20 protein-coding genes are annotated in these 25,188 nt (G+C 64.1%); 14 read left to right on the forward strand and 6 right to left on the reverse strand.

Features of this window, described 5'->3' with window-relative positions; translation table 11 throughout:
• The first annotated feature begins 61 nt into the window (after nt 1-61).
• From KFF05_15710 to KFF05_15745, 8 genes are all read left to right on the forward strand, one after another.
• Entirely contained in the window at nt 62-2,275 is a 2,214-nt protein-coding gene (locus KFF05_15710) for a primosomal protein N' (GenBank protein ID UTW51337.1), read from the forward strand.
• A gap of 266 nt (nt 2,276-2,541) precedes the next feature.
• On the forward strand, nt 2,542-3,093 hold the full coding sequence (locus KFF05_15715; protein ID UTW51338.1) for a F0F1 ATP synthase subunit delta: 552 nt from the start codon (nt 2,542-2,544) through the stop codon (nt 3,091-3,093).
• 15 nt (nt 3,094-3,108) lie between these two features.
• A complete protein-coding gene (gene atpA, locus KFF05_15720) occupies nt 3,109-4,644 on the forward strand; it encodes a F0F1 ATP synthase subunit alpha (GenBank protein UTW51339.1) in 1,536 nt (511 codons plus the stop codon).
• 57 nt (nt 4,645-4,701) lie between these two features.
• Nucleotides 4,702-5,592, forward strand: a complete 891-nt coding sequence (locus KFF05_15725; GenBank protein ID UTW51340.1) for a F0F1 ATP synthase subunit gamma — start codon at nt 4,702-4,704, stop codon at nt 5,590-5,592.
• A 29-nt stretch (nt 5,593-5,621) separates the two neighbouring features.
• On the forward strand, nt 5,622-7,046 hold the full coding sequence (gene atpD / locus KFF05_15730) for a F0F1 ATP synthase subunit beta (GenBank protein UTW51341.1): 1,425 nt from the start codon (nt 5,622-5,624) through the stop codon (nt 7,044-7,046).
• A gap of 30 nt (nt 7,047-7,076) precedes the next feature.
• A complete protein-coding gene (atpC, locus tag KFF05_15735) occupies nt 7,077-7,478 on the forward strand; it encodes an ATP synthase F1 subunit epsilon (protein ID UTW51342.1) in 402 nt (133 codons plus the stop codon).
• A gap of 174 nt (nt 7,479-7,652) precedes the next feature.
• Entirely contained in the window at nt 7,653-8,135 is a 483-nt protein-coding gene (gene sixA / locus KFF05_15740) for a phosphohistidine phosphatase SixA (GenBank protein UTW51343.1), read from the forward strand.
• Nucleotides 8,135-8,329, forward strand: a complete 195-nt coding sequence (locus KFF05_15745; protein UTW51344.1) for a hypothetical protein — start codon at nt 8,135-8,137, stop codon at nt 8,327-8,329. Before sixA ends, KFF05_15745 begins: the two co-directional genes overlap by 1 nt.
• Nucleotides 8,330-8,347: 18 nt before the next feature.
• Here the strand turns inward: KFF05_15745 and uvrB are convergent, their stop codons facing one another.
• The 4 genes from uvrB to KFF05_15765 form a co-directional block, all read right to left on the reverse strand.
• Nucleotides 8,348-10,534 carry an excinuclease ABC subunit UvrB gene (gene uvrB / locus KFF05_15750; GenBank protein UTW51345.1) on the reverse strand — a complete coding sequence of 729 codons (2,187 nt, stop codon included), beginning with the start codon at nt 10,532-10,534 and terminating at the stop codon, nt 8,348-8,350.
• Between the two features lie 90 nt (nt 10,535-10,624).
• Nucleotides 10,625-11,983, reverse strand: a complete 1,359-nt coding sequence (gene purB, locus KFF05_15755) for an adenylosuccinate lyase (protein UTW51346.1) — start codon at nt 11,981-11,983, stop codon at nt 10,625-10,627.
• Nucleotides 11,984-12,057: 74 nt separating this feature from the next.
• Nucleotides 12,058-12,606, reverse strand: coding sequence for a class GN sortase (locus tag KFF05_15760; protein UTW51347.1), 549 nt, complete (start codon nt 12,604-12,606; stop codon nt 12,058-12,060).
• Between the two features lie 71 nt (nt 12,607-12,677).
• Nucleotides 12,678-15,068 carry a marine proteobacterial sortase target protein gene (locus KFF05_15765; protein UTW51348.1) on the reverse strand — a complete coding sequence of 797 codons (2,391 nt, stop codon included), beginning with the start codon at nt 15,066-15,068 and terminating at the stop codon, nt 12,678-12,680.
• A gap of 272 nt (nt 15,069-15,340) precedes the next feature.
• Between KFF05_15765 and KFF05_15770 the strand changes: the two genes are divergently transcribed.
• The 4 genes from KFF05_15770 to KFF05_15785 all read left to right on the forward strand — a co-directional run bounded on the left by KFF05_15770 (nt 15,341) and on the right by KFF05_15785 (nt 19,938).
• Nucleotides 15,341-16,624, forward strand: coding sequence for a PLP-dependent transferase (locus KFF05_15770; protein ID UTW51349.1), 1,284 nt, complete (start codon nt 15,341-15,343; stop codon nt 16,622-16,624).
• A gap of 163 nt (nt 16,625-16,787) precedes the next feature.
• Entirely contained in the window at nt 16,788-17,990 is a 1,203-nt protein-coding gene (locus KFF05_15775) for a pyridoxal phosphate-dependent aminotransferase (GenBank protein UTW51350.1), read from the forward strand.
• Nucleotides 17,991-18,052: 62 nt separating this feature from the next.
• Nucleotides 18,053-18,862, forward strand: coding sequence for a sel1 repeat family protein (locus tag KFF05_15780; protein ID UTW51351.1), 810 nt, complete (start codon nt 18,053-18,055; stop codon nt 18,860-18,862).
• Nucleotides 18,859-19,938: a mandelate racemase/muconate lactonizing enzyme family protein gene (locus tag KFF05_15785; GenBank protein UTW51352.1), complete on the forward strand. Its 1,080-nt coding sequence runs from the start codon at nt 18,859-18,861 to the stop codon at nt 19,936-19,938. The genes KFF05_15780 and KFF05_15785 overlap by 4 nt, the downstream gene beginning before the upstream one ends.
• 18 nt (nt 19,939-19,956) lie before the next feature.
• Here KFF05_15785 and KFF05_15790 read toward each other — a convergent pair whose 3' ends face one another.
• Complete coding sequence (locus KFF05_15790; protein UTW51353.1) at nt 19,957-20,451, reverse strand: Lrp/AsnC family transcriptional regulator; 495 nt, start codon at nt 20,449-20,451, stop codon at nt 19,957-19,959.
• A gap of 234 nt (nt 20,452-20,685) precedes the next feature.
• On the opposite strand from KFF05_15790, the gene trxB reads away from it, so the two are divergent.
• Entirely contained in the window at nt 20,686-21,666 is a 981-nt protein-coding gene (gene trxB, locus KFF05_15795; GenBank protein ID UTW51354.1) for a thioredoxin-disulfide reductase, read from the forward strand.
• A 66-nt stretch (nt 21,667-21,732) separates the two neighbouring features.
• A complete protein-coding gene (locus KFF05_15800) occupies nt 21,733-22,623 on the forward strand; it encodes a LysR family transcriptional regulator (protein UTW51355.1) in 891 nt (296 codons plus the stop codon).
• A gap of 414 nt (nt 22,624-23,037) precedes the next feature.
• On the opposite strand, the gene KFF05_15805 is transcribed toward KFF05_15800, so the two are convergent.
• Complete coding sequence (locus tag KFF05_15805; protein ID UTW51356.1) at nt 23,038-25,062, reverse strand: elongation factor G; 2,025 nt, start codon at nt 25,060-25,062, stop codon at nt 23,038-23,040.
• Nucleotides 25,063-25,188: the final 126 nt, after the last annotated feature.

The raw sequence follows: 25,188 nt of genomic DNA on the forward strand, positions 1-25,188 counted from the left end.
TATTATAATGCCAAGCCCCGCGTCCCCATAGAACCACCCCCAAGGACCCTGCAAACCCACCATGACGAAGGATCACCAATCGGCCGACGGGAAAGACGCCCCGGTTTTCCAGCCGGGCACGCGGGTCGCCGTGCGCCTGCCGCTGCCGTTGACCGACGCCTATGACTACCGGGTACCGGCCGGACTGCCCCTGGCCGCCGGGGATTTCGTGCGCGTCCCCCTGGGTCCGCGCCGCATGGCCGGCGTCGTCTGGGGCCCCGGCACCGGCGACGTGCCCGACGCCAAGATGAAGGAAATCCTGGACCGGCTTGACGCCCCGCCCATGACGGCGGAGGCCATGGCCTTCGTCGACTGGGTCGCCGAATACACCCTGAACCCGCCGGGCGCCGTGCTGCGCATGGCCTTGAGCGTGCCGGAAGCCCTGGAACCACCCAAGCCGCTGACGGCCTACCGCCCCGCCGATCCCCGGCCTGAGATCAAGATGACCCCGGCCCGCGAGCGCGTGTTGGCCGCCGCCGCCGAAGGCCCGCCGCGTCAGGCGGCGGAGCTTGCCCGCGCCGCGGGCGTCACCCCCGCCGTGGTCACCGGTCTGGCTAAGGTCGGCGGGCTGATCGCCTACCCGATTCCGGCCTTTCCCCCGCCCCCGGCGCCGGACCTGGGTCGTCCCGGCCCCGATTTATCGGCGGAACAGGCAGCGGCGGCGGATTCGCTGAGTGCGGCCGTGACCGAGGGCTTTTCCGTTCAGGTTCTGGAGGGCGTCCCCGGGTCGGGCAAGACCGAGGTTTATCTGCAGGCCGTGGCGGAAGCGGTCTCGCGCGGCCGCCAGGTGTTGGTGCTGCTGCCGGAAATCGCCCTGTCGGCGCAATGGCTGGAACGGTTTCAGGCCAGGTTCGGCGGGGAGCCGGCGCTCTGGCATTCCGAGGTCACCCAGGCGCAAAAGCGCGAGACCTGGCGCCATGTGGCCCTGGGCCAGGCGGACGTGGTGGTCGGCGCGCGATCGGCCCTGTTCCTGCCGTTCCGGGATTTGGGCCTGATCATCATCGACGAGGAACACGACGGCTCTTTCAAGCAGGAAGAGGGTGTCGTCTACAACGCCCGCGACATGGCCGTGGTGCGGGCCCGGATGGGCCGCATCCCCGTGGTTCTGGTCTCAGCAACGCCGTCCCTGGAAACCCAGGCCAACGTGGACCGGGGCCGCTACGTCCATCTGCATCTGCCGGCCCGCCACGGCGGCGCCGACCTGCCCGATGTCGAACTGGTCAACATGACCAAGACGCCCCCGCAGCGCGGACAATGGCTGTCACCGCCACTGCGCGAGGCCGTGACGGCGACGCTTGAGCGCGGCGAGCAGGCCTTGCTGTTTCTCAACCGCCGGGGTTACGCGCCGCTGACCCTGTGCCGGACCTGCGGCCACCGCCTGCAATGCCCGCAATGCACGGCCTGGCTGGTCGAACACCGCCTGCTCGGGCGCCTGCAATGCCACCATTGCGGCTACCAGATGGCCCCGCCCCATACCTGCCCCGGCTGCGGCGCTGAAGATAGCTTGGTGCCTTGCGGGCCGGGGGTTGAGCGCCTGGAGGAAGAGGTCCGCGGCCTCTACCCTGATGCCCGCATCGCCATGGCGACATCGGACAACCTTTACAATCAGCGCACGGCCCGCGAATTCGTCCACCGCATCGAAGCCCATGAGATCGACCTGATCATCGGCACCCAGATCGTCGCCAAGGGCTACCATTTCCCCCTGCTGACCCTGGTCGGCGTGGTCGATGCCGATCTGGGGCTTTCCGGCGGCGACCTGCGGGCGGCGGAGCGCACTTATCAGTTACTTTACCAGGTCGCCGGGCGGGCCGGGCGGGCGGACCGCCCGGGCCGGGTCCTGATCCAGACCTTCATGCCCGAGCATCCGGTCATGGATGCCATTCTGAAGGGCGACCGCGCCGCCTTCCTGACCGCCGAGGCCAAGGGCCGCGAGGACGCCCGCATGCCGCCCTACGGCCGCCTGGTCGGCGTGGTGGTGTCCGGTACGGACGAAGCGGCGGTCGATGCCGGGGCCCGCGCACTGGGTCGCTCCGCCCCTCAGGGCGCGGATATTCAGGTCCTGGGCCCGGCGCCGGCGCCGCTCGCCATGATCCGGGGCCGCCATCGCCGCAGGCTGTTGTTGAAGGCCGGGCGTGGCACGGCAGTGCAACCCCTGGTGCGGGCCTGGATCAAGCGCGCCAGCATTCCGAAAAAGGTTCGCGTGCTGATCGATATAGATCCCTATTCCTTCATGTAACCGGCATGTGACCGGCCCCCAAATCCGGTTGCTCATCGGGCTTTAAAATTGCCCCGAAACGGGCCCAATCAGAGGTCTTTCACAGTCTGTGAAAAAACCCGGGCGACTCTGGTTGCATGCGCGAAACCTCTGTGGTAGGACTGGCCGCGCTTTCCAGGCGGGGCCCGCCGGAATTGGCGGGATTACGGCTGTTTTTTAGGCGCGATCCCTGTCCGAAACCGGCATATCAGGGTCCGTAAAAAAAACTTAATCAAGGGGTTTCCCAGGTGTCATCGGATATCGCAGGCGCTTCCGGCCTTGCAGGTCGCTACGCGACCGCCCTTTTCGAATTGGCTGAGGCCGACAAGCAGCTGGACACGGTCGCCCAGGATCTGGCTGCAATCCGTGATATGGTCGATGGCAGTGCCGACTTGGCGCGCCTGATCCGATCCCCGGTCATTGCCCGGGACAACCAGATCGCCGCCATGGATGCGATCCTGACCAAGGCCGGGGTTTCCGAGCTAACCAAACATTTCGTTGGTGTCGTCGCGCAGAACCGCCGTTTGTTCGCGCTGACCGCCATGATCACGCAATTTCAAGGTATCTTGGCCCAGCACCGGGGTGAAATGACCGCCGAGGTCACGTCCGCCCAAGCGCTGAGCGACAAACAGCGTCAAGCGATCGAGGACGGACTGAAAAAGGCCATGGGCGCGAAAGTCGCCGTGGACGCACGGGTTGATGAAGATCTTCTGGGCGGCCTCGTGGTCAAAATCGGTTCACGTATGATCGATTCCTCGATCAAAACCAAACTTCAGCAACTTCGCTTAAGCCTGCGATAAGAGGGGATCCCGAAAATGGAAATCCGCGCCGCGGAAATCTCCGCCATTCTCAAGAAACAGATTGCCGACTTCGGTTCGGAAGCCGAGGTCGCGGAAGTCGGCCAGGTGCTGTCCGTCGGTGACGGTATTGCCCGTGTCTATGGTCTGGACCAGGTCCAGGCCGGCGAAATGGTCGAATTCCCGGGCGGCATCAAAGGGATGGCGTTGAACCTGGAAACCGACAACGTCGGTATCGTTATTTTCGGCGACGACCGAGACATCAAGGAAGGCGACACGGTCAAGCGGACCGGCGACATCGTTGACGTCCCCGTCGGCAAGGCTCTGTTGGGCCGCGTCGTTGACGCGCTCGGCAACCCAATCGACGGCAAGGGCGATATCGACACCACCGAACGCTCCCTGGTCGAAGTCAAGGCGCCCGGCATCATTCCCCGGAAATCGGTGCATGAGCCGGTGCAGACCGGCCTCAAGGCCATCGACAGCCTGATCCCGGTCGGCCGCGGCCAGCGTGAATTGATCATCGGCGACCGCCAGACCGGCAAGACCGCCGTCATCATCGACACCATCCTGAACCAGAAGTCGGTCAACGAGAACGCCAAGGACGAGTCGGAAAAGCTCTACTGCGTTTATGTCGCCGTCGGCCAGAAGCGGTCCACCGTGGCCCAGCTGGTCAAGACCCTCGAAGATTACGACGCCCTGAAATATTCCATCGTCGTCGCCTCGACCGCATCCGAGCCGGCGCCGCTGCAGTTCCTGGCCCCCTACACGGGCTGCGCCATGGGCGAATATTTCCGCGACAACGGCATGCACGCCGTCATCTTCTATGACGATCTGTCCAAACAGGCCGTCGCCTATCGTCAGATGTCCCTGCTGCTGCGCCGTCCGCCGGGCCGCGAAGCCTATCCGGGCGACGTCTTCTACCTGCACTCCCGCCTGCTCGAGCGCGCGGCCAAGATGAACGACGAACTGGGCGCCGGTTCGCTGACCGCCCTGCCGGTCATCGAAACCCAGGCCGGTGACGTTTCCGCCTACATCCCGACCAACGTGATCTCGATCACCGACGGTCAGATCTTCCTGGAAACGGAACTGTTCTATAAGGGCATCCGCCCGGCCGTGAACGTCGGCCTGTCGGTGTCGCGCGTCGGTTCCGCCGCCCAGACCAAGGCCATGAAGCAGGTCGCCGGCTCGATCAAGCTGGAACTGGCCCAGTATCGCGAAATGGCGGCCTTCGCCCAGTTCGCGTCGGACCTGGACCCGTCGACCCAGCGGCTTCTGGCCCGTGGTGCCCGTCTGACCGAACTTCTGAAGCAGCCGCAGTATTCGCCGCTGACCGTGGCCGAACAGGTCGTCGTCATCTTCGCCGGCGTGAAGGGCTACACCGATAAGGTCGCCGTCAACGACATCACCGCCTACGAGCGCCGTCTGCTGGACGCCGCCCGTGACAAGGGGGCCGATATCCTGGCGACGATCACCAAGGAAAAGGCGCTCAGCGACGACACCACGGAGAAGCTGTCGGCATTCCTCGACGACTTCACCAAGTCTTTCGCGGCCTAACGGACGCCGAAGACCGGTTTAACGCACGCCTGACGGACGAACGAGGAAAGCGCTTTCATGCCTTCGCTCAAGGACCTGAAAATCAGGATCAACAGCGTCAAGTCGACGCAGAAGATCACTTCCGCCATGAAAATGGTGGCTGCCGCCAAACTGCGGCGCGCCCAGGAAGGTGCGGAAGCCGCCCGTCCTTATGCGCAGCGCATGGAAGGCATGGTTGCCGCCATCGGAGCGTCGATTGGGGACCCGACCGGCGCGCCGAAAATGTTGGCGGGAACCGGTTCGGACAACACCCATCTTCTTGTCGCCTGCACCGCCGACCGCGGTTTGTGCGGCGGTTTCAACGGCACCATCGTTCGCGAAGTGCGCCGTGTGGCCCGCAAGCTCAAAAGCGAAGGCAAGACGGTCAAGATTCTCTGCGTGGGTAAAAAGGCTCGCGACCTTCTGCGCCGCGACTTCAAGGCCGACATCGTCGAAACCTTTGAAGGCATTGGACGGCGCGGTGTCGAATACGAGCAGGCTCAGAGCGTCGCCGATAAGATCACGGAAATGTTCGAAGCCGGTGAATTCGACATCTGCACCGTCATCTTCAACCGATTCCAGTCGGCCATGACGCAGATCGTCACGAACCAGCAGATCATCCCCTTCCAGCCGCCGGAAACCGACGGCGACAAGGAAAAGACCGGTGGCCCGTCGGCGATTTATCTGTACGAGCCGGAAGAACAAGAAATTTTGGCCGATCTGCTGCCCCGCAACATGGCGGTGCAGTTGTTCCAGGCGTTGCTGGAAAGCTCCGCTTCGGAACACGGTGCGCGCATGACCGCCATGGACAGCGCGACCCGAAATGCCGGCGAAATGATCGACAATCTGACGCTGACCTATAACCGGACACGTCAGGCATTTATCACCAAGGAACTCATCGAAATCATCTCGGGCGCGGAAGCGGTCTAGAGACGATTTGAACGGGAGCTAGAAAGAGTATGGCTACGAACAGTGTTGGTAAAGTGTCCCAGGTTCTGGGCGCCGTGGTGGACGTCAAATTCGACGGCGAATTGCCGGCGATTTTGAACGCCCTGCACCTGAAGATCGGCGACCGTTTGCTTGTTTTGGAAGTGGCGCAGCACCTGGGTGAAAACACCGTGCGCACCGTTGCCATGGACAGCACGGACGGCCTGCAGCGCGGTGCTGAAGTGACCGATACCGGCGACAGCATCACGGTTCCCGTGGGCCCCGAAACCCTGGGCCGCATCATGAACGTCATCGGCGACCCGGTTGACGAACGCGGCCCGGTGAAAACCAAGTCCCGCGCCCCCATTCACCGCGCGGCCCCGAGCTTTGCCGAGCAGTCGACGGAAACCGAAATTCTGACCACCGGCATCAAGGTCGTCGACCTGATCGCGCCCTACTCCAAGGGCGGTAAGATCGGCCTGTTCGGCGGCGCCGGCGTGGGCAAGACGGTGCTGATCATGGAACTGATCAACAACGTCGCCAAGGGCCACGGCGGGTATTCGGTGTTTGCCGGTGTCGGCGAACGTACCCGCGAAGGCAACGACCTCTATCACGAAATGATCGAATCGGGCGTTATCGACCTGGAAGGCAACAATTCCAAGGCAGCCCTGGTTTACGGTCAGATGAACGAACCCCCGGGGGCCCGCTCCCGCGTGGCGTTGACCGGCTTGGCGCAGGCGGAATACTTCCGCGACGAAGAAGGTCAGGACGTGCTGCTGTTCATCGATAACATCTTCCGCTTCACCCAGGCCGGCTCGGAAGTGTCGGCGCTGTTGGGCCGCATTCCCTCGGCCGTGGGCTATCAGCCGACGCTCGCCACGGATATGGGCACGCTGCAGGAACGCATCACCTCGACCAAGAAGGGCTCGATCACCTCGGTCCAGGCCATTTACGTCCCGGCCGATGATTTGACCGACCCCGCGCCCGCGACCTCGTTCGCCCACCTGGATGCGACCACGGTGCTGTCGCGCCAGATCGCCGAACTCGGCATCTATCCGGCCGTGGATCCGCTCGATTCGACCTCGCGTATCCTTGATCCGCGGATCATCGGTGAAGAGCATTACGGCGTCGCCACCAAGGTTCAGCAGACCCTGCAGACATACAAGTCCCTGCAGGACATCATCGCCATTCTGGGCATGGACGAACTGTCGGAAGAAGACAAACAGACCGTGTCGCGCGCCCGTAAGATCCAGCGCTTCCTGTCGCAGCCGTTCCACGTCGCCGAAGTGTTCACCGGCACGCCGGGCGTCCTGGTGTCCCTCGAAGACACCATCAAGGGCTTCAAGGGCATCGTCGACGGCGAATACGATCACCTGCCGGAAGCCGCCTTCTACATGGTCGGCACCATCGACGAGGCCATCGAAAAGGCCAAGAAGATGGCCGCGGAAGCCGCCTAAGGACTTGGTGCGAACAAAGGACATCCGATAATGGCCGATACGATCCAATTCGATCTGGTTTCGCCGACAAAGCTGGTGGCGTCACAGGCCGTGGACATGGTCGTCGTTCCCGGCGGCGAGGGCGACCTGGGTGTCCTGCCCGGCCACTCGCTGCTGATCGGCACCGTGCGTCCCGGCGTCATCGACATCCATGAAGGCGGCAAGGTGACCAACAGCATCTTCGTCGCCGGCGGGTTCGTTGAGGTTAATCCCGAAACCTGCACGGTCCTGGTCGAAGAAGCGACCGCCGTCGCCGATATCGACAAGGCGGCCGCCAGCCAGCGCCTTCAGGACGCACAAAAGGCCCTCGCCGACGCCGATGACGCCAGGGCAAAATCCGCCGCCGAAAGCGAAGTGAAGGTCGCCGAGGCGATGATCGCCGCCGCGCCCTAAACCGGCCCACGCATTTGGGAAAAAGCCGCGCTTGCGCGGCTTTTTTCATGCCCATTACCCCGCGTTCATGAGCCCCCCCCTCACGCCAAAGAGCATTTGGCCGGGGCAGGGGGGCTGCTATAACAAGGCTGCCCATTAAAGATAAAAAACAGACCAATTGAAGGGAAGCCGTCTATGCGCCTCTACCTCGTGCGTCACGGCCTTGCGCTGACCAAGGACGAAAATCCAGATCGGCCACTCAGCGAGCAAGGTCAAAAGGATGTAAAGCGCATGGCGTCGTTTCTCGGACGGGCCGGTGTTCGGATGCCACGCGTCATCCATTCGGAAATCCTCCGAGCCCAACAGACCGCCATGCATCTGTCGGCCGTGATCGGACCCGGGCGCATCGTCGAGGAAATGAAAGACCTGAAGCCGTCGTCGCGCCTGGACAGCCTGGTGCAGGCCGCGTCCGGATGGACCGAGGACACCATGGTCGTCGGCCACGATCCGTTCATGAGCCGCATCACCTCGTTCTTCACCGCGGGCGATGCCAACGCCGGGGTCATCGCCTTCGATCCGGGTTCCGTGGTCTGCCTGGAACGCGACCCCATCATCACGGAAAACGGCGGCCATTGGACCATCCTCTGGCACATGAGCCCGGTCTTGCTGAGTACGTGATGACTGCGTTCCCCAGCGGCCCGGCGGCCATCGTCCTATTGGTGGTGCTGATCTACCTGGCGATCCGCGTGTTCATCGTCGCCCATCCCAAGAACGAGCGCACGGTGAAGGAAGTGTTCGAGGACATGCTTCTAGAACTCGTCGGCGCCGCGATCATCATAATCGGCGTTCTGCTTCTGCCGCTGTTTCTGTGATCGTGTAGCCAGCGATGTTCACGACCGCCGCTTCGGCGCGCGAGACGTCGCCTTGCGCGCGCCCTTGCCTTTCGGTTTCCACGCCGGGCCGCCCGCCGCGCGCTTTTCCGCCCCCGGCTTGCGACTGACCAGTTTGGAAGGCGCCGTGCCTGGCGAGGCCAACCCGAGGTCGACCGCTTCCAGCCTTCGAATTTCGTCACGCAGGCGGGCCGCTTCCTCGAATTCAAGGTTACCGGCGGCCTTGCGCATCTTGTCGTTCATGTCATTGATGACGGCGGTCAGGTTGTTGCCGGCGAGATGGGTTTCGCCGGTAACGCCCGTGTCGACGGTCATGTAATCGCCCTCGTAAACGCTTTCCAACGCCTTGGAGAATCCCTTCTTCACGCTTTCCGGGGTGATGCCGTGGGCGAGGTTGTATTCCTGCTGCTTTTCCCGCCGCCGTTCGGTTTCCGACAGGGCATAGTCCAGGGCCTCGGTCATGTTGTCGGCATAGAGAATGACCCGGCCATCCAGGTTGCGGGCGGCGCGGCCGATGGTCTGCACCAGCGACGTCTTGGACCGCAGATATCCCGGCTTGTCCGCGTCGAGAATACAGACCAGGGCGCACTCCGGAATGTCCAATCCTTCGCGCAGAAGGTTAATACCGACCAGTACGTCGAAAGCACCCAAGCGCAGATCCCGGATGATTTCGATGCGTTCCAGGGTGTCGATGTCGGAATGCATATAGCGCACCCGCACACCCTGTTCATGGAGGTATTCGGTCAGGTCCTCGGCCATGCGCTTGGTCAGGGTGGTGACCAGGGTGCGCTGGCCCTTGAGCGCCGTTTCCTTGACCTCCATCAGCAGGTCATCGACCTGATTTTCCACCGGCCGGACGATACACAGCGGGTCGATAAGCCCGGTCGGGCGCACCACCTGCTCGGTTATTACGCCCCCGGTACGATCAAGCTCCCACGGGCCGGGTGTGGCCGAGACAAACACCGTTTGCGGGCGCATGCCGTCCCATTCCTCGAACTTCAAGGGCCGGTTGTCGACGCAACTGGGCAGGCGGAAGCCGAATTGCGACAGGGTCGTTTTGCGCGCGTAATCGCCTTTGAACATGCCGCCGATCTGCGGCACGGTGACATGGCTTTCATCGACCACCAAAAGGGCGTTTTCCGGCAGGTATTCGAACAGGGTGGGCGGCGGCTCGCCGGGGGCCCGGCCCGTAAGGTAGCGGCTGTAATTTTCGATACCGGAACAATGCCCCGTGGTCTCCAGCATTTCGATGTCGAAGGTGGTGCGTTCCTGCAGCCGTTGCGCCTCCAGAAGCTTGCCCTCAGCGATCAGACGGTCGAGGGTTTCCTTCAACTCGACCTTGATTTGGGGGATCGCCTGCATCAGCGTCGGACGCGGGGTCACATAGTGGCTGTTCGGATAGACAATGATTTCGTCCAGGGTTGCGATCTTGTCGCCGGTCAGGGGATCGATCTCCCACATGGCCTCGACCTCGTCGCCGAACAGGGACAGCCGCCAGGCCCGGTCTTCCAAATGCGAAGGGAAAATTTCCACGACATCGCCCCGCACCCGGAACGTCCCCCGGACAAATGCCGCGTCATTGCGCTTGTATTGCAGCTCGACCAACTGCTTTAGCAGTTTTTGCCGGTCGACGATGGACCCAGCCTTCAGGCGCACGATCATCTCGGCATAGGTCTCGACAGCGCCGATACCATAGATGCAGGACACCGAGGCGACGATCACCACGTCGTTGCGTTCCAACAGGGCGCGGGTCGCCGAATGGCGCATGCGGTCGATCTGTTCGTTGATGGAGGCGTCTTTTTCGATATAGGTGTCCGTCCGCGGCACGTAGGCTTCCGGCTGGTAATAATCGTAATAGCTGACGAAATATTCGACCGCGTTTTCCGGGAAAAACTCCCTCATCTCGCCGTACAATTGCGCCGCCAAGGTCTTGTTTGGCGCCAGCACCAGGGTCGGCCGGTTCAGATTGCGGATGACGTGGGCCATGGTAAACGTCTTGCCCGAGCCGGTAACGCCGAGCAAAACCTGATCCCGTTCCCCCGCCTCCAACCCCGCCGTCAGCTCGGCGATGGCCTCGGGCTGGTCGCCGGCCGGGGAATATTCGCTTTGCAGGTCGAACGCGGGGCCGCCCGCGACCGCCGGTCGCCGGGACGGATGATAAAGCGCCGGGTCGTTTTTCAGTTCCATGACCATGGCTGATTATATAGGCGCTGTGCGCCCGCCGGTCATCCCTTGGCTTGGCTAAATTCCCAGGATGTCGGCGGGCGCAAACACGGTTCAGGCTTTAGGATTCAGGATGGCATCCACAAGCTGCGCCGACAGACCCGTGTAGCGCGCCGGATCAAGCAGGGTATCCAGTTCCTCAGCGGTCATGATTTCCGCCACCCGGGCGTCTTCCAACAACAGGTCGCGGAATACCTTGCCTTGTTCAAAGGCCGTCATGGCTGCTTCATAGACCACGTCATGGGCCGTGTTGCGGCCGATGGTCTCGCCCAGCTTCATCATCACCGCCTCGGACAGCAGCAAACCGCCGGTCAGATCCAGGTTTCGGCGCATGTTGTCGGCCCGCACGGTCAGCCCGCCGGTGACCATCACCGCCTTGCGCAGGGCCGATTCCGTCAGGCAGCTGACCCGCGGCACGAAATCCCGTTCGACCTGGTTGGCGACCTTGTCGCGTTCGTGGTCGGCGATCATGCTTTCGAAGGCCGGGGGCACACAGGCCCAGGCCAAGCGGACAATGCCCTGGGTCACTTCGCAGATCGCCGGGTTACGTTTCTGCGGCATGGTTGAGGATCCAACCTTGCCCGGCTTGTGCGGTTCCTCCAGCTCGGCCGCTTCCGTGCGTTGCAGGGTCGCGACCTCGCGGACGATGCGGCCCATGGTGCCGGCGATGCTGGCCAGCACGGCCGCGTATTCGGTGAACCGGTCCTTGGCGACATGCCAGGAAATCGCCGGCGCGCCGAGCCCCAGATCGGCCATCATCCGGGCCGCGACCTCGGGCCCCTTCCCGCCGACCGCCGCATGGGTGCCGACGGCGCCGGAGAACTGGCCGACCAGAACACGCACGGCCATCTGGTCCAGGCGTTCGCGCTGGCGGCGGATTTCGTCGATCCAGACGGCAACCTTGTAGCCGAAGGTGATCGGCAGGGCCTGCTGGCCATGGGTGCGCCCGGCCATCGGTGTGTCGCGATGGTCCCGCGCAAGCTTGGCGCAGTTGGCTTCGAGTTCATCCAGACCATCGCGGATCAGCGCGACCGCGTCCTTCATCTGCAGGACAAGACCGGTGTCCATGACGTCCTGGGTGGTCGCCCCCCAATGGACGTATTCACCCGCCTTCTTGTCGCCCTGGGCTTCGCATTGCGCGGCCATGGCACGGACCAGCGGCACGATGGGATGGCTGGTGCGGGCCATTTCATCGCGGATGGCGTCAAAATCGTACAATGACATGTCGGCCGCCTTGGTGATCTGCGCGGCGGCACTTTCGGGAATGATGCCGAGGGCCGCTTCGGCGCGGGCAAGCGCCGCTTCCATGTCTAGAAATTTCTGCAGTGTCGCGGTGTCGTCGAAGGCCGCGCGCATGGCGGGGGTGGAAAACTGGTCGCGGTAAAGGACGCTGTCGATGCCGGAAACGGCCATGGGGTATTCCTCCTGGAGGCGTGGTTTCTTATTGAGAAGGCCGCCATGTTAGGGGGAACTACGGGCCAGGTTAATCAGAATCGCTGTTCCGCCGTGACGATCAGGCGAAACGGGCCGCCCGGCGTCCAATCTTCGAACGGATAACAGGTGATCAAGGTCAACAGGTTTGCCTCCGGATGCAGCATGACCTGTTCGCGGCGCGTGTCGATGACCCGGCGTTCGACGATGCGATAGCCGCTTTTGGCGCCCGACGGTTGTTCGATCCCGATCAGGTCGCCGACACGGGCATCCTTCAGATAGGCGAAATGGGTGTCGCGATGGGCCGAAACGATGCTGTGCCCCGGTTGCCCCGGCAGGGCGGTACCATCGACATGACCAGGCCCGAAGGCCAGCGTGCTGCCCGACGCCCCGGTGAGCACGATGCTCGACGATTTCAGCCGATCGATACCGAGCCGCGCAACCGGCGTCATGTCGGCCCATGGCCAGGGCCGGGCCAGCACGCCCGAGGGGGCCTGATTGGCCCGCGACTGGTCCCAAGCATGTTCCAGCAGCATCTGCGCCGCCCAGGCCTTGGCCGGGATATAGGCCCCCCAGGCAAAAAGACCCAGGCCGGCGGCGGCCATAAGAACAGCCGCCGGCCTGGAAGGTGCCTTGGAGGCAGGGAGCAATCGCGAAATATGGGCGGCCAAGGCCATCAATCCGCCCCTTCCGTTCCCCGACGTCGGCGCGGCCGCGGACCACGCCAGCCGAGCGCAAGAATGGCGAGGGCGGCGACCACGAACAGCAGGCCGAGCCCCATGTAGGCATGGGCCGGGGTCGCCGTCTGGGGAGTGGCCGCCAACGGCGTGCCGGAACCGGCGGCCGCGAGATGGGCGCGCATGGCCGGGTCCGTCCGATCAAAGGCCAGGGTTGCCGCCTGTCCGGCCGGCACCGGAGCAGCCGGCGCCATGGTCTTTTGCGGGCCCGGCACAGGGGAGGACACGGGTGCTGCGGAAGATCCTTCCAGGCCCGAACGGTCTTGGCCGGCCGGCAGGTTGACCGGCACCTGGGACGTCGCCATCGGCGTGCCGGCGGGACGGCCCGGTTCCGCATCAACGGCGACCAGGCTGGTGAACTTGCTGATCAGGCCCAGGGTCAATGCCGTATCGACGATTTCCCGGCGGATTTCGACGCGGGCGGCGTCCGCGTCCTTGGGTTCAAGATGCAGGCTGGCCGTCCGCATGTTCGCCATAAGTTGGCGGATCTTTTCGCGCCCCCACAGGCCCGCCACTCCGGGTGCTGCGGCACCGCCGGTAATGGTCACCGACTGTTCCCAAAAGCGCCCGCCCAGATGGCCGGCGACCTTCAGTTCCGGCCCGGCCCCGTTCAGTTTCATCAATGCGACCAGCGGTTCGCCCGCATAAAGGTCCGGCAGTGGCCGGGGCCAAACCTCGACCGAATGGGTTCCGCCCTGGGGCCACGTCAGGGTCACGTCGGTCAGGGCCGGGCGTTCCAGCTTGAGGAACAGCTCGGCCATACGTTCCTGAATTTCGTCGGCTGCCTGAATGAACGTATAGGTGCCGCGTCCGGCGCGGGCGGCGCGGGTCATCAGGAAGCCGTTGGGGGCCGATCCGATGCCGACCGTGAACAGGCGAGCAGCGCCGATGCGACCGTTGATGAGGGACAGCAGGCGGTCCTCGTCGCCGACGGCGCCGTCGGTGATCAGCACGATCTGCTGCAGGCGGGTGCGGCCCTCGGGTGCCGCGTCTTCGGCCCCGCTGTCGACACCGGCAAGCGCCGCCGTGACCGCGTTGGTGATCTCCGTGCCGCCTTCGGCCTCAAGCCCCCGCACATAGGCCTTGGCACGATCAATGGCCGCCGTGTCGGCGGTCACCGGCAAGGGCGTCAGATCCGAATAGCCCGAGGCAAAGCGGATGATGCGAAAACGATCTGCCAACGTCAGGCGGTCGAGCGCCATGACCAGGGCGTCCTTGGCCTGGGTCAGTGAGGTCCCCTTCATGGAGCCGGAGGTATCGATCACGAAGGTCACATCGCGGGCCGGCCGGGGCAGGTTCAGTCCGGCCCCGCCGGACACGGGCGGCATAAGCATGAGCAGGCCGTAAGTTTCATCCCCAACCTGCTCCCAGAAGAACCCAGCCTGCGGAGCAGCCCCCGCCTCGGCCGGTGCCCAGCGCAGGATGAAATCACGGTCAGCAGGCACGGCGTCGCCATCCAGGCGCACGACGGCTCGGCCAGAATCCGGGCGCGTCACGGTAACGTCGTGGCCGGGACTGGTGATCTTGCCGATATCGAAGCCGGCGGCCAGAGCGACCTCAAGCGTGACCGGATTGCCCTTGCCGGCCCCTTCATCGCGCAGCGGCGGTGTGATTTTGGAGGCATCGGGCACCCGATCCGTGTCCTGGGCCCAGCCCGTGCCGCCCGCGAAGTTCACGGGATGTGCACGGCCGGGGATATAGCGCGGCCCCACGACCAGCGGCAGACGCAGGGTGAACTGCCCGTCGCGGAAGGTCAGGCGTTCCTGAAATTCGATGGCGACGGTGACTTCCTCGCCAGGCCCCAGGTTGGCGACGGCGGTGGTGAAGATGTTGGGCCGCTGCTGTTCGACCAAGGATGCCCGGCGCCCGGCGCTTTTCGCCGCCGTATACAGGCGCCGCGCCTCGGCCCGTTCCTTGATTTGGCCCACGGTCACGCGCCCGCCGACGATCATCTTCAGACGGTCGACGGCACTGTCCGGCGGTAGGGGATAGGTATAGATGGCTTCGGTCCAGCGCGCCGTTGGGTTGCGAAAATGGTGGGTGACGGTAAAGCGCGCGATCAGGCCCGAAACCTGGACCTTGATGTCCGTGCCCAGCAGCGGCACGGCCCGCACCCGGGTATCGCCGCCTTCATCCTGTCCCCCGTCATCCCCGGCCGGCAGAAACAGGCCGCCCAGGTCCATGGCCGCAGCCGACACAACCGCCGACCGTCCGGCCGAACCATCAGCACGCGCCGATGACGTCGCCATGATGGTCATCAGAACCAAGGTAACGGCCAAAGCCAGAGGAAAGGCCCACCAGCGGCGGCCGATGACGGTGACGATGGGCATGGCGTACTTCTCTCCCGGCGAAATTCCGCCTGACGCGGTTCGGCATGGCCGCCCGTAATGCTGCGTTCCAGCGGGCGGCGGTTCGATGCATTGAAGAGGGAGAGTGCGGCGGCCCTAGGGTTCACCCAAGACCATTTGGGGGCAGTCAGGCCGCGATTTCGCCATAGTTCCCACGCGGGGAGGAATTGTTCCGTTCCCAGGGCTTCAACATGGCCCGAAAACGATCTAGTTTACGCGCCATCCAGATGGAACCGGGTTGAAGGAGACATCCCATGCATAAGAATACGATCTGCCTGCACCACGGCTACCGTGCCGACCCGGCAACCAATTCCGTCGCCGTGCCGATCTATCAGACCACGTCCTATCAGTTCGACGACACCGCCCATGCGGCCCGTCTGTTCGGGCTGGAAGAACTGGGCAATATCTACACCCGCATCATGAACCCGACCTGCGACGTGCTGGAACAGCGCATGGCCGCCTTCGAAGGCGGCGCCGCGGCGCTTGCGGTGTCATCGGGTCAGGCGGCATCGGCCATGTCCGTGCAGAACATCGCCCAGGCCGGCGACAACATCGTCGTATCGACGGATATCTACGGTGGCACCTGGAACCTGTTCGGCAATACCCTCAAGACCATGGGCATCGAGGCCCGTTTCGTGGATCCGGCGGATCCGGAAAATTTCCGCCGCGCCACCGACGACAAGACCCGCGCCTATTACGGCGAAACCCTGGCCAATCCCAAACTGCGGGTGTTTCCCATCGCCGCCGTCGCGGCCATCGGCCGTGAACTGGGCGTGCCGTTGATCATCGACAACACGGCGGCGCCGACCCTGTGCCACCCGTTCGAACACGGTGCCGCGATCATCGTCTATTCCATGACCAAATATATCGGCGGCCACGGCACGTCGATCGGGGGCATGATCATCGACGGCGGCACTTTCGATTGGGAAAAGAATGCCGCGCGCTTCCCCCTGCTGACCCAGCCCGACCCCAGTTACCATGGCGCGGTCTGGACCGAGGCCGCCAAGGGCTTGGGCGCGCCCATCGCCTATATCCTGAAGGCGCGGACCACTCTGTTGCGCGACATGGGCCAGGCGATGAGCCCGTTCAACGCCTGGATGTTCATCCAAGGACTGGAAACCTTGCCGCTGCGTATGCGCGAACATTGCCGTAACGCCGAAACGGTGGCGCGCCACCTGGCCGCACACCCGGCGGTGAGCCGGGTCATCTTCCCCGGCCTGGAAAAAGACACCGCCATCCGCGCCCAGGGGGAAAAGACCATGCCCGGCGGATGGGGCGGTCTGGTCGGCTTCGAACTGAAAGGCGGCGAAGCCAGCGGCGCCATGTTCATCGACGCCCTGAAGCTGTTCTATCATGTGGCCAACATCGGCGACGTGCGCTCGCTGGCCATCCATCCCTGGTCGACCACGCACCAGCAATTGACGCCCGAAGAACGGGTTTCCGCCGGCGTCACCGAAAGCTATGTGCGGCTGTCGGTCGGGATCGAACACATCGACGACATCATCGCCGATCTGGACCAAGCGCTCGGCGCGCAGTAGCCGCCGAGCCCCCAAGGTCATTGGACAACGCCGGGAGGTCATGCCGTTTCCCGGCGTTTTTCATTGCGTGTCTTGCCTGAAACAAATGGGCAGCGTAGTCTCCGGTCGGCTCGAAACCGGGCCAATGCCCTTGTCCCATGGATCAAAATACAAGGACCCGATCATGGCTTTCCTCGCCGACCGCCTTGCCGCCATCAAACCGTCCCCCACCATCGCCGTCACCCAGAAGGCCAACGATCTGAAGGCCCAGGGCAAGGACGTCATCGGCTTAGGGGCCGGTGAACCCGATTTCGACACGCCCCAGCACATCATCGAGGCGGCGAAAAAGGCGCTCGACGCCGGCATGACCCGCTATACGGCGGTCAACGGCATTCCGGAACTGCAGGACGCCATCATCGCCAAGTTCAAGCGCGACAGCGGCCTGGATTACGCCCGCGATCAGATTCACGTCAGCTGCGGCGGCAAGCCGGTGATCTTCAACGCCTTCATGGCGACCATCAATCCGGGTGACGAGGTCATCGTGCCCGCCCCCTACTGGGTGTCCTACGCGGACATTCCGCTGATGTTCGGCGCCGAGGTGAAGGTCGTTCAATGCAGCGCCGAAAACAGCTTCAAGCTGACCCCGGAACAACTCGACGCGGCGATCACACCGAAAACCAAATGGCTGGTCTTCAATTCGCCGTCGAACCCGACCGGCGGCGCCTATACTCGCGACGAGATTAAGGCCCTGACCGATGTCCTGTTGCAGCATCCGCATGTCTGGATCTTCTGCGACGATATCTATGAGAAGCTGGTCTATGACGGCTTCGAGTTCACCACCATGGCCCAGGTCGAACCCAAGCTGTACGACCGCGTCGTGACCATGAACGGCATGTCCAAGGCCTATTGCATGACCGGCTGGCGCGTCGGCTATTGCGGCGCGCCCAAGCAACTGGTCAAGGCCATGACCATGATCCAGTCCCAGGGCATCACCCATACGGCCGCCGTATCGCAGGCCGCCGCCGTGGCGGCCTTGAACGGGCCGCAGGATTTCATCGAAAAGCACAACGCGATCTTCAAGGAACGCCGTGACCTGGTCGTCAGCATGCTGAACCAGGCCAATGGTCTTTCCTGCGCCACCCCGGAAGGGGCGTTCTACGTCTATCCGTCCTGCGCCGGCACCATCGGCAAGAAGACGCCGTCAGGCCAGGTCATCAAGAACGACGAGGATTTCGTGACCTACGTCCTGGAATCCGAGGGTGTGGCCGCCGTGCACGGTGCGGCATTCGGGTTGGAGCCGCATTTCCGGATTTCCTACGCCACGGCCACGGATCTGTTGGAAGACGCCTGCCAGCGCATCCAGCGGGCCTGCGCCAACCTAAGCTGACCGCCAGACAGGTGACATTGGGATTGTCCCCAAGGCGACGTCATCTATCGCGGGCCGTGGTCTTGGCCGTTATCGTTCTTGTTGCCGCCGTCCGGCCTGCCCAGGCCGACCTGGCCGAGGCGCAGGCCGCCTATAACGCCGGCGATTTCGCTGCCGCCTTCAAGAACCTGAAGCCCGCCGCCGAAGGCGGCGACGCCGAGGCCCAAACCCTGATCGCCGGCATGTACGCCCGCGGCCAGGGCACCGCGGCCGACCTTGGCGAAGCCGCGCGCTGGTACGGCTTGGCCGCCGACCAGGGGCATCTTTACGCCACCACCATGCTGGGCTGGTTCCACATGCGCGGCATCGGCGTCGAACAGGACGCGGTCAAAGGATACCGTCTATTGTCGCGGGCAGCGGCGCGGGGCCAACCACGCGCCGTGGAAATGAAACAGGCCGTGGCTGAAAAGGCGCTCGCCGGTCTCGACGATTTGGTGACCACGGAAGCGCAAAGCCAGTCCATCGACCGCCGCGCCGCCTACTTCCGGATCGGCCGGAGCTTCGCCCTCGGCCACGGCGTGCCGCGTTTGCCGGAGGTCGCCGCCGAGGCCTTCCACCGCGCGGCGGACCTGGGCCACCGCGACAGCCAATACGAATACGCACGAAGGCTGGATACTGGCGACGGAGCCCCGGAAGACGCCAAAGCGGCCTTCACCTGGTTCAAAAAGGCGGGCGAGCAGGGCCATGCGGACGCCCTCGCCATGGTTGGAAAGGCCTACCTGACCGGACGCGGCACGGCCCCCGACCGCCATCAGGCGATGGTCGCAATCACCCGGGCACGGGCCGCAGGCTCCCCCATCGCTAAACTAATACTGGAAGACATGAGCAAATGACCTCGACGATCACCGCGTTTACGGCTGAACTTCTCCGCCTGCCGCTGGACCGCCCCGTGGGCGGATCCGGCGTGGCCCAGATCGACGTCCTGGCCGTCGATCTGACGGACAGCGACGGCGCCACCGGCACGGGGTTCAGCTACTGCCTGAACGGCGGCGCAGGGGTCGTTCTGGCAGCAGCCCGAGATCTTTTGGAAACCCGTGTCCAAGGCCAAGCCGCCCATACGCCGGAAGCCCTGTGGCGGCACATGGCCGGGTCCCTCAACCGCATCGGTCGGGGTGCGCACAACCTGGCCATGGCGGCCATCGACGTGGCCGCCTGGGACCTGCATGCCCGGCGCCTGAACCTGCCCCTGGGCATCGCCATGGGTGGCACCGCGCGCAGCCTGCCCGTCTACGGCTCCGCCGACCATCGCCCGGACCACAGCCCGGAAGAAACCCGTGATCTGGCCCTGGCCCAGGTCGCCCAAGGATTCGCCGGGGTCAAGCCGCGCCTTTCCGGGGACGGCACGGACGGCGCACGGCTGAGCACCCTGCGCGCCGCCCTGCCCGACCGGGTGCGTCTGATGGCCGACGTGAACGAAAAATGCGATCCGGCATCGGCCCTGCATCTGGCGGCGGCCTGCGCCGACGCCGGCTGCCTGTGGCTGGAGGAACCCCTGCCGGCCGGTGACACCATTGCCTTCGCCCGCCTGGCGGCGGCTTCGCCGGTCGCCATCGCCGCGGGTGAACACCTCCAGGGCATGTCCGAGGTCATGCCCTATTTGACGTCGGGCGCCCTGCACGTCCTGCAACCGGACCTGGCCATGATGGGCGGCCTGACGCCTTGCCTCACGGCGGCGCGGGCGGCCGAGTCCTTCGGTCTGCCGGTCGCGCCGCATTTCCTGCCGTCCCTGTTCATCCATTTGGCGGCGGCGCAGCCCAACGTCACCTGGCTGGAGGATTTCCCCCTGCTGGAACCCCTATTCGAAATCGCGGCCAGGACCGAGAACGGCGCCATGGCCCTGCCCACCCTGCCCGGCCACGGCATGGCCTGGGCCGAGGGGGCCAGGGAACGGTATCGTCTGGACGGCTGAACGGGTGACGAGCGGCGCTTAATCCGTGTCATCGGGGGCGTCGATGTCGACGGGCACTCCCGGCTTGGCCTTGGAGGCGCGAATCGACAGCGCCGATTTCACGTGGCTGACATTGGGCGCGGCGGTCAGCTTGGTCGTCAGGAAGTCCTGATAGGCGTCCCAATCGGCGGCGACCACCTTCAGCAGGAAATCCGTTTCCCCCGCCAGCATGTGACATTCGCGCACCTGGGGCCAGGCACGCACGGCATTCTCGAAGGCCTCAAGATCATGTTCCGCCTGGGAGTTAAGCCCGACCTGGGCAAACACGGTGACATTGAAGCCCAGCATCTTGGGTTCCAGATCGGCATGGTAGCCGCGGATGAAGCCTGCTTCCTCCAACGCCCGGACCCGACGCAGGCAGGGAGGGGCGGAAATTCCGGCGCGTTTCGACAGTTCCACGTTGGTCATGCGACCATCGTTTTGCAGGTCGCGCAGGATACGCCGGTCAATCTTATCCAGTTTCACGCGCTGCATGATCGTTTCCTAACCCCCGGGTCACGGCGAAATATTGTTGCGAAATTATATTATAACAACGCCGGGGGAAAGCCCTGTCGCTGGGCGCCTTCCCATGGTTGCTGAAGATGTCCCCGTCGCTGGGCCGCTTGTCCTTGCACGGCGGCCGGGGCCCACTTATCTTAGGTCCCCAATCCGCCGTGAATCCTGGGCAGACACGGCCCCCCCATCTTCGTTCAAAAGGTAGATCGCTTCATGCCCGCCGCTTCCGACCCTAGCCCCCGCCACACCAAGGTTCTGATCATCGGCTCTGGCGCCGCCGGCTATACGGCCGCCGTCTATGCCGCGCGTGCCAATCTGGCGCCCCTGCTGGTGCGCGGCCTGCAGCCGGGCGGCCAACTGACCATCACCACGGAGGTCGAGAACTATCCGGGCTTCGCAGAGCCGATCCAGGGCCCCTGGCTGATGGAACAGATGTTCGAGCAGGCCAAGAACGTGGGTACGGAAATGGTCGAAGACACGATCATGGAGGTCGACCTGAAGGCGCGGCCGTTTCGCGCCGTGGGCGATTCGGGCGCGGTCTATACCGGCGACACCCTGGTCGTCGCCACGGGGGCCAGTGCCCGCTGGCTCGGCCTGCCGTCCGAGGAGAAATTCATGGGCTTTGGCGTGTCCGCCTGCGCCACCTGCGACGGGTTCTTCTACCGCGGGAAGGAAGTCGCCGTGATCGGCGGCGGCAACACCGCGGTTGAGGAAGCCTTGTTCCTGACCAATTTCGCCTCGCGCGTGACCCTGATCCACCGCCGCGACGAGCTGCGCGCGGAAAAGATCATGCAGGACCGCCTGTTCAAGAACGACAAGATCGAGGTGATCTGGGACACGGTGCTGGAGGAAGTCCTGGGCGACGGCAATCCGCCGGGCGTTTCGGCCATGAAACTGCGCAACATGAAGACCGGCGAGATCACCGAGCGCGCCGCCGACGGCGTGTTCATCGCCATCGGCCATGACCCCAACACCGCCCTGTTCAAGGGCCAGGTCGACATGGACGACGAAGGCTATATTCTGACCAAACCGGACAGCACCAAGACCAACATTCCGGGCGTGTTCGCCGCCGGCGACGTCCAGGACAAGGTGTTCCGCCAGGCCATCACCGCGGCCGGCACCGGATGCATGGCGGCGTTGGAGGCTGAACATTTCCTGGCCGCCCAGGAGGCACAGCAAGCGGCCGCCGAATAGGCGGCGACAACCGGCCCGGATGCATTAGGGAGCGCATCCGCGAAGGGCCGATCAGGGGGCTTTCCCATGGATTGGGACAAACTGCGGGTGTTTCACGCCGTCGCCGAAGCGGGTAGCTTTACCCGCGCGGGCGAAGATCTGCACCTCAGCCAATCGGCGGTCAGCCGCCAGGTCAGCGCGCTTGAGGAAAGCCTGCGGGTACCGCTGTTCCACCGTCATGCACGCGGGTTGATCCTGACGGAACAGGGCGAACTGCTGTTTCGCACGGCGCATGACGTGTTTTCCAAGCTGGCCATGGTCGAGGCACGCATCGCCGACAATAAGGACGAGGCCCAGGGGCCGCTCAAGGTGACAACCACCGTTGCCTTTGGCTCGATCTGGCTGACGCCGCGCATGCGCGAATTCAAGACTCTGTACCCGGACATCGCCATCAGCCTGGTGCTCGCCGACACGGAACTGGACCTCAGCATGCGCCAGGCCGACGTCGCCATCCGCCTGGCCCCGCCGAAGCAGCCGGACCTGATCCAGCGCTACATCATGACCATGAACTACCATGTCTATGCGTCGGAAGAGTATCTGGCCGAACACGGCACGCCGGCCCGGCCCCAGGATTTGGACGACCACGACCTGGTCGTCTATGGCGACGATGCCCGCCCGCCGGTCGAAAACCTGAACTGGCTGCTGACCGCCGGCGCGCCGCCCGGCGCAACGCGAGAACCGGTTCTTCGGGTCAATTCCATCTATGGCATCTACCGCGCCGTGCAGTCGGGGCTCGGTATCGGCGCATTGCCCGATTACATGAGCCGCGAGGCCGACAATTTGAAGGAAGTGCTGCCGGAACTACGGGGGCCCTCGATCGAGGCCTATTTCGTCTATCCGGAAGAACTGCGCAATTCCAAGCGCATCACCGTGTTCCGCGACTTCCTGGTCGACCGCCTGAACCCGGAAAATTTCTAGAATCCGCCGACGCGAACTTCACAAAATTCACAGCCGGCGGCGATTTTTTGTTACCCAAATGCAATATTTGCAGGGCGATGAACGAGATATGCGTGAATTGCATATCTGGAATGCAGGTTTGTGACTGGTATACCAAGCATGGCGGTTTATATAACCACCATCCCGTCGCCGCCGATTGCTCCTAAGCGCTGTGGCAACGGAACGGATTTTGGGTCTCCTCCCAGACCCACCCCGCCGGAGGTCATCCGGCACCGGGACCGCTCCCTGGCCCCCCAGGCCAGCGGCCCCAACGTCTCCCAGACGTGAAGCCTCCCTGTCAAACTCGCCGGTCCCTTCCCAGGGACCGGCGGTTTTTTTTATGGGCCCCGGGTATGGCTGGCAGTGCTATAGCGCCGGGTCAAATAGTTGGCGGCGCTATTGCGCCGCCTGGGCCCGCAGCGCGACCACTTGGTCCGCCTCCTTGCCCATCAGTTCCTGCAGGTGGTCGAATGCCCATTCGAAGGTGCCGACCCCCATGGTCATGGAGCGCAGTTCGATCACCAGGTCGTGCATTTCCGATTGCGGTAGTTGGACCTGAACCTCGTCCCAACCGGCCCAACCGGGCTTGGCATCAAAGCCCATGATCTGCCCCCGCCGTCCGGACACCAGGCGCTGCATCCGGGACGTGAATTCCGACGGCATGGAGATGACGACCTTGCAGATCGGCTCCAGCAGCACCGGCTGACAGTTGGGCATGCCTTCGCGCATGGCCTGCTGGGCCGCCTTGCGGAACGCCATGTCCGAGGAATCGACGTTATGGTACTGCCCATCGGTCAGGGTCACGGACAGGTCGACCACGGGAAAGCCCAAAGGCCCACGCGCAAGATACTCGCGCACCCCGGCCTCGACCGCCGGAATATACTGTTTGGGCACCACCCCGCCAGTGATCGTGTCGCCGAAGGTGAACCCCTCGCCCCGGGCAAGCGGCTTGATATCCAGGTGCACATCGCCGAATTCACCATGCCCGCCCGATTGTTTCTTGTGGCGCGCGTGCTGGCTGGTCGGCTTGCGGATGGTTTCCTTGTAGGGGACCTGGGGCCGTTCGCTGTCGACGTCGATGTGGAACTTGCCCTTCATCCTGTCGAGGGTGATCAACAGGTGCATTTCGCCCTGCCCCCAGAGCAGCATCTCACCCGTATCCGGATTGTGCTCGTGGGAGATCGAGGGGTCTTCTTCCATGATCTTGGCCAGTGCGCCGGACATCTTGACCTCGTCACCGCGGTTGGCCGCGTGCACGGCCATGGAAAACAGCGGCGTCAGGGGCGGTGGCCAGGCCATGCCCTTGACCTTACCCGAGGCCGAGACCAGATCGCCGGTCTTGACCGCGTCCATGCGGCCGAGGGCGACCACCTCGCCGACCCCCGCCTTGGCGGTCTTTTCCGTCTTCTGGCCGAAGGCTTTGGACAGGCCGGACACCCGACCCTGGGCCGACGCCATACCGTCGGTGATGTCGTCGCACCACACCCGGGCAAAACTGAGCTTGCCCGCATGGCCGGCATGGACGGTCTTGAACACCCGCGCCGCCGCTTCGCCCGACACCGGCTCACCCAGGCGCGCGGCCGTGGTCTCCGGGCCCGGGGCTTCGTGACGCAGGGCCTTGAGCAGGCGGCGAACGCCGTTGCCGTGTTCGGCCGAACCGAAGAACACGGGCACGGCCTTGCCGTCCTGCAGGACCTTGGTCAGATGTTCGAACACCTCCCCCGTCTGCGGCACCACGTCTTCCAGCAGCGTTTCCAGCAGCGCGTCATCGAAATCGGCGAGGCTTTCCAACAGTTCCGTGCGCGCCGCCGCCTCGCGGTCGCGGATGCTTTCGGGCAGTTCCATCAATTCCGACGGCTTGCCTTCCTGCCAGCGAAAGGCGCGTTCCGACACCAGGTCGACATGGCCGGTCACGTCGTCACCGTCACGGAGCGGGATTTCCCGCAGCACCAAGGGGCTGTCGGACAGACCCTGCAGGGCGTCCAAAGTCTCGGCGACACTGGCCTCGGCTGTGTCCATCTTGTTGATGAAGATGAGGTGCGGAATCTGGTGCTGATCCAGGAATTTGAGGATCGGCGCCGCCGTCAGGGCCCGCGCCTGTCCCGGCTCACAGACCACCACGGCGGCATCGGCGACCATCAGGGCGTTATGGGCGTCCTGCAGCATGTCGATGGAACCGGGACAGTCGATAAAGGTCCAGGGGTCGCCCAGGTAGGGGGCGCTCACGATATTCATTTCCGTGGACATCTGGCGGGCGCGGGCTTCGGGCGAGCCGTCGCCGACCATGTTACCGTCCTTGACGGAGCCCTTGCGGTCAATGGCTTCGCATTGACGCAGGATTTCTTCGAGTAAGGATGTCTTGCCGCTTAAGTAGGGGCCGACCAGGGCTGCCACGCGGGGCCGGTTGTCGGATTTGGTCATCGTTTCCTCCCAAGTGCGTTTTTTTGTCGCAGGAAGGGGCCGTTCAGTCGGCCTTCGAAGTCCGTTTATGGTTAAAGCCTAGCCTGCCCAGAGGGGGATTCAAGTAGATTCCGGGAATCCGGCCGA

The organism is bacterium SCSIO 12827 (assembly GCA_024397995.1).
GTDB lineage: Bacteria > Pseudomonadota > Alphaproteobacteria > Rhodospirillales > Casp-alpha2 > UBA1479.

What these genes read in the sequence shown, in the direction of transcription:
- KFF05_15710 (UTW51337.1), top strand. Translation starts at nt 62, where the DNA reads ATGACGAAGGATCACCAATCGGCCGACGGGAAAGACGCCCCGGTTTTC.
- atpA (UTW51339.1), top strand. Translation starts at nt 3,109, where the DNA reads ATGGAAATCCGCGCCGCGGAAATCTCCGCCATTCTCAAGAAACAGATT.
- KFF05_15725 (UTW51340.1), top strand. Translation starts at nt 4,702, where the DNA reads ATGCCTTCGCTCAAGGACCTGAAAATCAGGATCAACAGCGTCAAGTCG.
- atpD (UTW51341.1), top strand. Translation starts at nt 5,622, where the DNA reads ATGGCTACGAACAGTGTTGGTAAAGTGTCCCAGGTTCTGGGCGCCGTG.
- atpC (UTW51342.1), top strand. Translation starts at nt 7,077, where the DNA reads ATGGCCGATACGATCCAATTCGATCTGGTTTCGCCGACAAAGCTGGTG.
- sixA (UTW51343.1), top strand. Translation starts at nt 7,653, where the DNA reads ATGCGCCTCTACCTCGTGCGTCACGGCCTTGCGCTGACCAAGGACGAA.
- KFF05_15745 (UTW51344.1), top strand. Translation starts at nt 8,135, where the DNA reads ATGACTGCGTTCCCCAGCGGCCCGGCGGCCATCGTCCTATTGGTGGTG.
- uvrB (UTW51345.1), bottom strand. Translation starts at nt 10,534, where the DNA reads ATGGAACTGAAAAACGACCCGGCGCTTTATCATCCGTCCCGGCGACCG.
- purB (UTW51346.1), bottom strand. Translation starts at nt 11,983, where the DNA reads ATGGCCGTTTCCGGCATCGACAGCGTCCTTTACCGCGACCAGTTTTCC.
- KFF05_15760 (UTW51347.1), bottom strand. Translation starts at nt 12,606, where the DNA reads ATGGCCGCCGCCGGCCTGGGTCTTTTTGCCTGGGGGGCCTATATCCCG.
- KFF05_15765 (UTW51348.1), bottom strand. Translation starts at nt 15,068, where the DNA reads ATGCCCATCGTCACCGTCATCGGCCGCCGCTGGTGGGCCTTTCCTCTG.
- KFF05_15770 (UTW51349.1), top strand. Translation starts at nt 15,341, where the DNA reads ATGCATAAGAATACGATCTGCCTGCACCACGGCTACCGTGCCGACCCG.
- KFF05_15775 (UTW51350.1), top strand. Translation starts at nt 16,788, where the DNA reads ATGGCTTTCCTCGCCGACCGCCTTGCCGCCATCAAACCGTCCCCCACC.
- KFF05_15785 (UTW51352.1), top strand. Translation starts at nt 18,859, where the DNA reads ATGACCTCGACGATCACCGCGTTTACGGCTGAACTTCTCCGCCTGCCG.
- KFF05_15790 (UTW51353.1), bottom strand. Translation starts at nt 20,451, where the DNA reads ATGCAGCGCGTGAAACTGGATAAGATTGACCGGCGTATCCTGCGCGAC.
- trxB (UTW51354.1), top strand. Translation starts at nt 20,686, where the DNA reads ATGCCCGCCGCTTCCGACCCTAGCCCCCGCCACACCAAGGTTCTGATC.
- KFF05_15800 (UTW51355.1), top strand. Translation starts at nt 21,733, where the DNA reads ATGGATTGGGACAAACTGCGGGTGTTTCACGCCGTCGCCGAAGCGGGT.
- KFF05_15805 (UTW51356.1), bottom strand. Translation starts at nt 25,062, where the DNA reads ATGACCAAATCCGACAACCGGCCCCGCGTGGCAGCCCTGGTCGGCCCC.